This is a genomic window from Crocosphaera watsonii WH 8501 (genome assembly GCF_000167195.1).
Lineage (GTDB): Bacteria > Cyanobacteriota > Cyanobacteriia > Cyanobacteriales > Microcystaceae > Crocosphaera > Crocosphaera watsonii.
Window position 1 is genome coordinate 1 of sequence record NZ_AADV02000171.1, and the last position, 8,886, is coordinate 8,886.

At 35.0% G+C, this 8,886-nt stretch carries 9 protein-coding genes and 1 pseudogene; 2 read left to right on the plus strand and 8 right to left on the minus strand.

The genetic code is table 11. The annotated features are described in order from the left end of the window. Positions 1-250: 250 nt before the first annotated feature. From CWATDRAFT_RS27225 to CWATDRAFT_RS27260, 8 genes are all read right to left on the minus strand, one after another. A complete protein-coding gene (locus CWATDRAFT_RS27225; protein WP_007308020.1) occupies positions 251-784 on the minus strand; it encodes an NAD(P)H-quinone oxidoreductase subunit J in 534 nt (177 codons plus the stop codon). A gap of 1 nt (position 785) precedes the next feature. Continuing rightward, complete coding sequence (gene ndhK, locus CWATDRAFT_RS27230; RefSeq protein ID WP_007308019.1) at positions 786-1,529, minus strand: photosynthetic/respiratory NAD(P)H-quinone oxidoreductase subunit K; 744 nt, start codon at positions 1,527-1,529, stop codon at positions 786-788. Between the two features lie 51 nt (positions 1,530-1,580). After that, positions 1,581-1,943, minus strand: a complete 363-nt coding sequence (locus tag CWATDRAFT_RS27235; RefSeq protein ID WP_007308018.1) for an NAD(P)H-quinone oxidoreductase subunit 3 — start codon at positions 1,941-1,943, stop codon at positions 1,581-1,583. Positions 1,944-2,082: 139 nt separating this feature from the next. Further along, on the minus strand, positions 2,083-2,736 hold the full coding sequence (locus CWATDRAFT_RS27240) for a YqiA/YcfP family alpha/beta fold hydrolase (protein ID WP_007313016.1): 654 nt from the start codon (positions 2,734-2,736) through the stop codon (positions 2,083-2,085). Between the two features lie 135 nt (positions 2,737-2,871). Beyond that, the gene (locus CWATDRAFT_RS27245) at positions 2,872-4,422 is read right to left on the minus strand and encodes an HsdM family class I SAM-dependent methyltransferase (RefSeq protein ID WP_007308016.1); all 1,551 of its coding nucleotides are present in this window, start codon (positions 4,420-4,422) and stop codon (positions 2,872-2,874) included. Positions 4,423-4,428: 6 nt separating this feature from the next. Continuing rightward, a complete protein-coding gene (locus tag CWATDRAFT_RS27250) occupies positions 4,429-5,322 on the minus strand; it encodes a DUF6515 family protein (protein ID WP_007308015.1) in 894 nt (297 codons plus the stop codon). Between the two features lie 46 nt (positions 5,323-5,368). After that, positions 5,369-6,136 carry a DUF2092 domain-containing protein gene (locus CWATDRAFT_RS27255; RefSeq protein WP_007308014.1) on the minus strand — a complete coding sequence of 256 codons (768 nt, stop codon included), beginning with the start codon at positions 6,134-6,136 and terminating at the stop codon, positions 5,369-5,371. 37 nt (positions 6,137-6,173) lie between these two features. Continuing rightward, on the minus strand, positions 6,174-6,977 hold the full coding sequence (locus tag CWATDRAFT_RS27260) for a helix-turn-helix domain-containing protein (protein ID WP_007308013.1): 804 nt from the start codon (positions 6,975-6,977) through the stop codon (positions 6,174-6,176). Positions 6,978-7,270: 293 nt separating this feature from the next. On the opposite strand from CWATDRAFT_RS27260, the gene CWATDRAFT_RS27265 reads away from it, so the two are divergent. Continuing rightward, a complete protein-coding gene (locus CWATDRAFT_RS27265) occupies positions 7,271-7,900 on the plus strand; it encodes an SDR family oxidoreductase (protein WP_007308012.1) in 630 nt (209 codons plus the stop codon). A 207-nt stretch (positions 7,901-8,107) separates the two neighbouring features. Then, positions 8,108-8,800: pseudogene (locus CWATDRAFT_RS27270) on the plus strand (IS5-like element ISCwa2 family transposase); the annotation flags it as partial. Positions 8,801-8,886: the final 86 nt, after the last annotated feature.

Sequence of the window (8,886 nt, forward strand, 5' to 3'; positions counted from 1 at the left end):
AAGGACATGCAGCTGCATGCTGCAGGTCGATCTAGCGGATCCCCCTCTACAAAGAAATGTTCCACAATTGTTGTTATCCCAATACATGGAAATCGAGATTACCCATAGGAACACTAAAAGGTATTCTTAAAGATGCAGGATTAAATGAAAATGATATTTGAGAGAAAGTAAATTTCTTTGAACTAACTATAAAAATTCCCCCCAACCTAACCAAAGTTGAGGGGAAAAAGGATAACACAAGACAGTAACCTTAATAAGCGTCTTGTAACTCGTAAAAGTCCGGGGAAACATAATCCTTTCGTAAGGGCCAACCCACCCAATCTTCCGGCATCAAAATGCGTTTAAGATCGGGATGGCCATCGTAGATAATGCCATACATATCATAACTTTCCCGCTCTTGCCAATCTGCTGCTTTCCAGATCCAATAAACTGAAGGAATATGAGGGTTATCTCTGGGTACAAAAACCTTAAGGCGCACTTCTTCAGGTTTGTCGCAGTTATCGGTTACTTTAACTAAATGATAGAAGCTAACCAACTCTTTTCCAGGCCCTAGATCATAAGCTCCTTGACATTGTAAATAATTAAACCCGTAGGCGTACAATGCAGTAGATAAGGGGATTAAAAAGTCAGGAGAAACCTTAACTAACTCGATCCCTAAATGATCAGGTTCGAGAAGATCGTGATCAAAACCATTTTCCGTCAACCAACCCGACACTGGGCCTGCTTCTACAATGGCCGCTTCTTCGGTTTCTGGGGCATTATCTGGGGTATTTTCATCAACCATATTAGGCTTTCTCCTTCTGTTTTTGGGACAATAAAGCAGGGGGAACTTCTATACCGATCGCCTCTGTCAATTCCTTGGGAGGAGCTTGACGGGTAGGTGTAGCTAAATATTTCCCTGTCAAGATGGGAGAAACGGCTTTCATCTTGTGGGGAGTGCTATAGTAGCGATGGGTTTGTTCCATTACTGTAGCCCGTTCTTGGATAGTTTCGTTAGAAACTTTTTTGCGGAGTTTGATAATAGCGTCAAAAATGGCTTCGGGACGGGGAGGACAACCAGGAATATAAACATCCACAGGAATTAATTTATCTACACCACGCACTGCGGTTGTGGAGTCACTGCTAAACATTCCCCCGGTAATGGTACAAGCACCCATAGCGATGACGTATTTAGGATCGGGCATTTCTTCATAAAGACGCACCAACGCAGGGGCCATCTTCATGGTAACTGTACCCGCAGTGATGAGTAAATCCGCTTGTCGGGGGCTGGAACGGGGAACTAGACCAAAACGATCAAAATCGAAGCGAGAGCCGATGAGGGCTGCAAATTCGATGAAACAGCAAGCAGTTCCGTACAATAGGGGCCACAAACTGGATAATCTTGCCCAGTTGTGCAGATCATCTACAGTGGTTAAGATGATATTTTCTGACAAATCTTGAGTAACTTGGCTACGAGCAGCAGGGTTAAGGATTTTTTCTTTTTGCAACTGCTCGAAGGCGGATGGATCGGAAGTTGTGTTCAAACTCATAAGAGATTAATAATGGATCTACAAACTACGATTTTAGATAATTGCTAAGTTTTATGACCATTCTAACGCACCCTTCCGCCAGGCATAAACGAGGGCAACTACTAGAATAGAGATAAAGACCAAAGCTTCTACAAATGCCAGTAACCCTAAGCGGTTAAAGGCGACGGCCCAAGGATAAAGAAAGACGGTTTCTACATCAAATACCACAAATACCAGGGCAAACATATAATAACGGATATTGAATTGAATCCAAGCTCCGCCGATGGGTTCCATCCCTGACTCGTAGGTGGTGACTCTTTCGGGGCCACCGCCACTGGGGCGTAAGATTTTTGATGCAGTTAGGGCGAGAATAGGGATTAAACTACAGGCGAGTAAAAAACCTAATACATATTCGTAACCATTGAGAATAAACACTATTTTGGATTAACTCCTCTCAATATGCTAAATGTTCCTAATCTCTATTAAACCCTAAAGTATGAAAAAATAACCTTAAAGGATATAATATTTTTGCAATCATGTTGAGAATTTTTCAGTAAATCACCTTACCAGTTTCTTAAATTCTCAACTTTCCATAGTCTTGAATTTGTTTCCAAATGTCAGAAATCCTATCATTTAGTGAATGATCACTATCCAATTCTATTAATTTAACCCATTCTCTAGGTTGAGCATAATCATGACTAGATTGAATCGGAATAACCTCATCATTTTTTCCATGAAAAATTAAAGTGGGTACAGGACGCTTTAAGAGGGTTTCGTTATAGTTTTTTCCATCAATAATAAATTGGTAACTTAGTGGTAGTTCTTGTTCATATCCATAATGATAAATCGGTAGTTCTCCTTCATCTTTCCAAGTATTTAGAGTATCTTTATCTAAATTTTCTAACCAGCGGCTAAAAAAATAAAAAGCAGGTGCTATTAAAATCAATCCCTTGACTTTCTCTTCTTTTTCTGCTATAAAAGCTGAGACTAATGCGCCTAAGCTTGAGCCAACTAAAACAACAGAATTAGGCTCATTTTCGATATAGCTTGATATTTGTTTAATTTGTCTAGTTAGGGTTAAATTATAAAAATCATTTTGATTCAAATCAGGAATAATTAAAGGGATATTTTTAGTTGCAAAAAGTTCTTGAAATTTTTGTGCTTTAAAAGATTGGGAACTAGAAGCAAATCCGTGTAAGTAAATATAGTTTAATTGATTATTTAACATATAGCATTTATATTTTAGTTGTAAAGATTGTAACACAAATAGACCATTTATTACAGCCTAGAAGGCTGTGTAAGTTTGTAGTTAGTCCTTTAGGACCATAAAGATAGTCATCATCAAGGCTAAAGCCTTAACTACCTACTTAGTAATTTCTCTATTAATTATTTGTTTAATTAAGTGGTTGCTCATCAAGATTGCTTTTTTTTCATCTATTTTAGCAATCTTAATGATTTTATTAACGTCTTTTTGATTAATATAATTAAATTGTTTCATATTAGGACAATAACCATTGTTTAAGTCTCGTGGTTCAAATTTATCTAATTGATTACCATAGCTTCTTTTATTCATTTTAATAATCTCTTGTCCCAGATCACTAATTAAATAAATAAACAATTTATCAATTAAATTATGTCCTAAGAGATTAGCATAAAAACCATGATAACAGGTAAAATTTATCGCTGTGGTAAAGTTACGAATTACTTTAAGTCTTCCACGATTAAAAACCCCGAATAAAATGGGTGCAGGTTCCCTTTTTTCTAGTTTATACCAAGGGTTTCTATTTTTTGTTAAATATCTTTGATGATATCCTTTTTCTTCTCCTAGTTTCAGATAATTTATAACTGCTTGACTGTTACTTTCTTTTACATCTAAACAGTAAATACGTTTATCTTGTTTAATCAATAAGTCCAAGTCGTCATCAGTAAAAATAGTTTGCTTAATTAAATGACTTTTAGTGATACATAGACAGACATTTTTATCATTTATTTCTAACTGTTCAATTATACTCTTATTCAAAGCAAAGAAATCATTAGCCCCGGTAGCAATACCTCGCTTAAATGTACCATATTCTGATAATTGACAGAAACCTTCTGGTATTTTTTGTGGAGATATTAAAGATAAAATAATCGGTGTCCATTTTTGCTGATGGGGTAATTGAATATTAGTTAATTTATGATGATAATAATTACTAATATTAGATATATCTTTTATTTCTTGAGTTGTCTTAATATTAGTTATCTTGATATCTTGTTGAAGTTGATTATTTTCACAGAATAAGATACAAATGGTAGTAGTTGCATCGGGAAAAATGTCTTTTTCGTTAGCAAAAATAATGATCTGTTTTAATAAATGTTTTTCAATCAGTGTTTTTTTGATTTCTTTGCCATATCCTGTATTAAAAAATTCAAAGGGAAGAATAAAAGCAAGTCTGCCATTACTATTGAGTTGTTGTAATGCTTTGATCAGAAAAATAGAAGCAATATTAGAATATCCAACTAATTTTTTACCGATTTGCTGTTCTATTTTTGGCAATATATTATGTCTATTGATAAATTTTTGAAACCGCATATAAGGAGGGTTACAAATAATTGCATCATAATAATTAATTTCTGATACTAAAAAGTCTTGATTAAGAATAGTTATATTTTTATTATCTTGAATATTATCTAAATAGTCAAGGATATTATTGTCAATTTCATAAGCTGTTAAATTCCATTGATATTGTAAACTAAGTTTGCTTATTTCTTCATAAAATACCCCCAAACCAAAAGCAGGATCTAGGATAGTTTTGGGTTCATTCTCTGTTATCCATTTAGCCATTATAGAAGAGACTATGGATGGTGTAAAAAATTGTCCATAGTCTTTTCTATAACTAATTTTAGTATTGGCAATATAATCAGATTCACGCATTACTTATTAAACTACTTTATAAACTAAGTTACCTCCATCATAAACAGGTTGATAACGAACTCCTCCATATTGATAATATGTTGTACCTCTTATGAGAGTTTTCTCATATCCATCAGGAATAAAAGGCACTACAGCACCTACAGGTGCTTGTACAACAACATAACCTCCAGAAGATGCTTGATAAAATGCTCCACCATAGTAATAATAGTTTGAATTGTTAACAGAAACAGGGATATAACCTTCTGGAAGATTCGATATAACTGCACCTATGGGAGCCGAAACTACTACATAAGAATTGCCTTGAGGCTGCATATAAACCCCCTCATTATAATAATAATCTTGGTTAGCAGCAGAAACAGCGATCGCAGTAGCAGGAATCGCTAATAAAGATACTCCTAAACCAACCCAATATCTAGTATTTACCCAGTCATTCCAATCATTCCAATAATCCCAACGATCATTACGCCAATCATTCACATCATCCCAGCGATCGTTCCTAAAATCTTGGCGATTATCAATATTTTCTTGTCTATTTTGTTGGCGATTATCGATATTTTCTTGTCTATTTTGTTGACGATCATCAAAGTTTCCTTGTCGATTTTCCCTACGATCATCAAAGTTTCCTTGGCGGTTATCTTGACGATATCCACGATCAAAATCCCTACCATCACGATTAATTTGGCGGTTATCTTGACGATATCCACGATCAAATTCTCGATATCCCTGTCGGCCACCACGATTAATCTCTCGACTACCACCACGGGTTCCACCCCTTCTAAATCCTCTTGCTTCTACCTCAATAAAATAGCTTGGCAAAGAATAATTTAAAACTAGTACCAAGGTAAAAATAACGGAAATAATCGGTGATTTTTTGGTAATTAATTGTTTCATATTTAACATAATGAAATTTTGTTTTAGAAATAATACTAAAAGTCTAATTTAAGTTTCATGGTTGTATGATCAGAAAATCAATTTTGTCAGCATCATCCGCAGGTTGAGAAGAAAAGATAGGATCTTCTTCTGAAATCGGGTCAAAGTTCCAATTAGATAATATAGCAGAATATTGAGGAGAAGAGGGATCTTGTTTATAGGTAATCACTAATTTTCTAGGAAGGGGTTTTTCTCCTTTTTCGATCCAAATTTGCCAATCAAGATTATCTTGTGTAAAAGCTAAATGATGAGAAATAACTCCATTGACTCGACTTTCTCCCACATAAACACCACTGGTAATCCTATTTTTTATGCTTTCTAAATCATTATCTGTGGCAATGATTTCTCCCAAGGGTAAAGTGATATTAAGTCTTTCTCCTATTCGTCTAACTAAAGCATTAATGTTATCCACCTCTGAAGGTTCTAAAAAGTTAGCATAAACATTGTTAGTTAACCCTTCCATAGTAAAGGTTTTGCCATCAAAATAAAAGCGAACATGATTGCGATCGCCTTGATAATCAATATTAAGTTTATCGGGACGACGTACTTTAAGATTAACTATGGCACCCAGTTGAATTTTTTGACCATTACTAAAAACTAAATCTTGAGCAACATCTGCTTGAAATTTTAAAGAGGATTGATCTTTAAGATAATTAAGCATTTCTTGCAGAGTGTTTTCTGCTTTGACTTCAATCAGTGGTGTTTCGGCTAAACTGGGAGTAAAATAGAGCATCCCCATGAGAGAAACACCCATCAACCCTGCCATTTTTTTAATTAATCCCATCTTTTTTATTCCTCCATCTTTTGAGTTTATATGTTATCTAATTTATGCGGTAAGCTTTGGGAGTCATACCCGTTACTTGTCGAAACTGTTTACTTAAATGACTATGACTATTATATCCACAATTTAAAGCAATATCGAGAATAGATTGATTAGTTTCTTTTAATAATTGCTTAGCCCGTTCTATGCGTTGCTCGATTAAATATTGATAAGGAGATAAACCAAGAGACTGCTTGAATAAACGACTAAAATGAAATTGACTGAGATCAAGCAATTTAGCTAAGTTTTCTAGTTTAATATTTTGGTCAAGATGAGCATCAACATAATCAAAAACTTGGCTTAGTTGATAGGGTGATAAACCTCCTTGATAAACAGGTACAACTGGTTTAGTTGTGCCATGATGTCGGACAAGATTAACAGCTAAAATATTAGCTAAGGAGTCAAGATAAAGTTGATTATTGGAAATTTCTTGTTGACATTCTTCAAAAAGCATCTTAGTTATCCCTTGAAGACGAGAATCATTAACCTGAAATTGAGGCATAAGTTGAAACAAGTTACTATCAACATTGATGGTTTCTTGAGCAATATTATGGAAAAATTCGGTTTTGATCTGAATCTGTAAACAATTTTCTTGACCCTTCCATCGAACAAATAAAGGTACATTAGCAGGGGTAATCAATATTTCCCCAGGACGATATAAACCGTTATAGGTAACACCATCCTGAATCTGCAAATATTCAAGAGGACGTTGAGAGAGATATATAAACACGGTATGTCTATCCTCACAAACATAGTTACCCTCTCCTGGGGGGTTTTTAAGATGTTCAACTAGAATGTTTTCCACTGTTGCTTCTTTTTTGCCAGCCCATGCTTTGCAGTTTATGGGTTAAGTAGGTAGGTGTAATTAAAGATAAAATAGAAAAGTCCGTAGTGAAGGCTAAAGCCTTCACTACGGACTTGTTTTCTAGTCCTAAAGGACTTACTACGAACTGGCGTTTATTTTTGCCTACCTACTTAATTGTATGCAAAAAAATGAAAATTGAGAGCAAGAATGTTCAAGTAAAGCAAGAAGCAGATAGTTTCGTGACGAGAAAATCTCTAAGCTGAAAGTGTTGTTACGAAATGAGATATTAAATCATGAAACTCGTAGTATTTGGCGCAACTGGTAATGTCGGTCAACAGGTGGTAAAACAGGCACTCGAACAAGGCCATGAGGTGATAGCTTTTGCAAGAAACCCCCTCAAACTCCAGATTAAGCACCCTAAACTGCAACTATTTCAGGGAGATGTCATGGACAGCGCAAGGGTAGAACAAGCACTACAAGGACAAGATATAGTGCTTTGTACCTTGGGTTCTGGGAAAAAGTTAAGCGGTAAGGTTCGCTCACAAGGAACTCAAAACATTATTGAAGCTATGAAAAAATGTGCAATGAAACGGTTGATTTGTCAAACAACTTTAGGAGTTGGTGAGAGTTGGGGAAGTCTCAATTTTTACTGGAAATATGTTATGTTTGGCTTTATTTTGCGTAAGGTGTTTGCAGACCATCAAATACAAGAAGACATGGTACAAAATAGTGGTTTAGATTGGACGATTATTCGCCCCGCAGCTTTTATAGAGGGTGAACTTACAGGCCAGTATCGTCACGGTTTTCCAGGAACAGATAAGACATCAACATTGACAATTAATCATGCTGATGTAGCTGATTTTATCTTGAAACAATTGGTTGATGATTTCTATCTCTATCAAGCACCGAGTTTATCCTACTAAATTAATTAAAATTTATTAATACAAGGAGTGTCTCATGTCAACAGAAATAATTTTGCCAATTTCCTTAAGTAGGGTTTGCTGAATAAAAGCAAAACCCTATTCTTTAAAAGGTTACACCCATATTCGCGATCGCAAAAAAGATCAGCTTTGTCGGCTACAAACCGCTATAATTGGTAGAAACACCTCCCAGTTGTTGGTCAAGAACAAATGTATCGAAAAGAGGAGCAACCTTTACCGCCCCCAGAAAAATTTGAATTACCTTTCGAGGGCAAATTGTCCCCCAATAATCGTTGGGTAATCATGGCAGAGTTGATACCTTGGGATGATTTTGAGGAAGAATATGCTAAACTTTTTTCAGCAGAAAAAGGTGCGCCAGCCAAACTATTTAGAATGGCATTAGGGACATTAATTATTAAGGAAAAATTAGGAACAAGTGATAGAGAAACTATAGAACAGATTAGAGAAAATCCCTATCTACAATACTTTATAGGTTTAAATTGTTATCAACAAGAGCCACCACTGGAATCTTCAATGCTAGTTCATTTTAGGAAAAGAATTGATGGAGAATTGATAAACAAAATCAATAAAAAAATAGTAAAAAGAGAAATAGACAAGAGTGATAAAGAAGTAAAAAAAAAGGATTGTCTCCAAGAAAAAGGAGAAAAAATAAAAAACAAAGGTAAACTAATTTTAGATGCGACTTGTGCGCCAGCAGACATCAAATACCCAACGGATTTAGGCATATTAAATCAAGCCAGAATTGAGACAGAAAGAATAATAGATAATCTTTATAAACCATTAAGAGTGAAATTGAGAAAAAAGCCGAGAACTTCTAGAAAAATTGCTAGAAAGGAATACTTAAAAGTAGCTAAAAAACGAAAAGTATCTTATCAAGAAAGAATCAGGCTATGGGAAAGGTACCGGCTGAGTTTCTCCANTCTTTTCTTTTTTTTTTTCTTTTTTTTTTCTTTTCTCTTTTCTTCTCT

Coding starts and splice junctions, on each gene's coding strand:
- CWATDRAFT_RS27225 (WP_007308020.1), bottom strand. CDS start 784: ATGGTTGATGAAAATACCCCAGATAATGCCCCAGAAACCGAAGAAGCG.
- ndhK (WP_007308019.1), bottom strand. CDS start 1,529: ATGAGTTTGAACACAACTTCCGATCCATCCGCCTTCGAGCAGTTGCAA.
- CWATDRAFT_RS27240 (WP_007313016.1), bottom strand. CDS start 2,736: ATGTTAAATAATCAATTAAACTATATTTACTTACACGGATTTGCTTCT.
- CWATDRAFT_RS27245 (WP_007308016.1), bottom strand. CDS start 4,422: ATGCGTGAATCTGATTATATTGCCAATACTAAAATTAGTTATAGAAAA.
- CWATDRAFT_RS27250 (WP_007308015.1), bottom strand. CDS start 5,322: ATGTTAAATATGAAACAATTAATTACCAAAAAATCACCGATTATTTCC.
- CWATDRAFT_RS27255 (WP_007308014.1), bottom strand. CDS start 6,136: ATGGGATTAATTAAAAAAATGGCAGGGTTGATGGGTGTTTCTCTCATG.
- CWATDRAFT_RS27265 (WP_007308012.1), top strand. CDS start 7,271: ATGAAACTCGTAGTATTTGGCGCAACTGGTAATGTCGGTCAACAGGTG.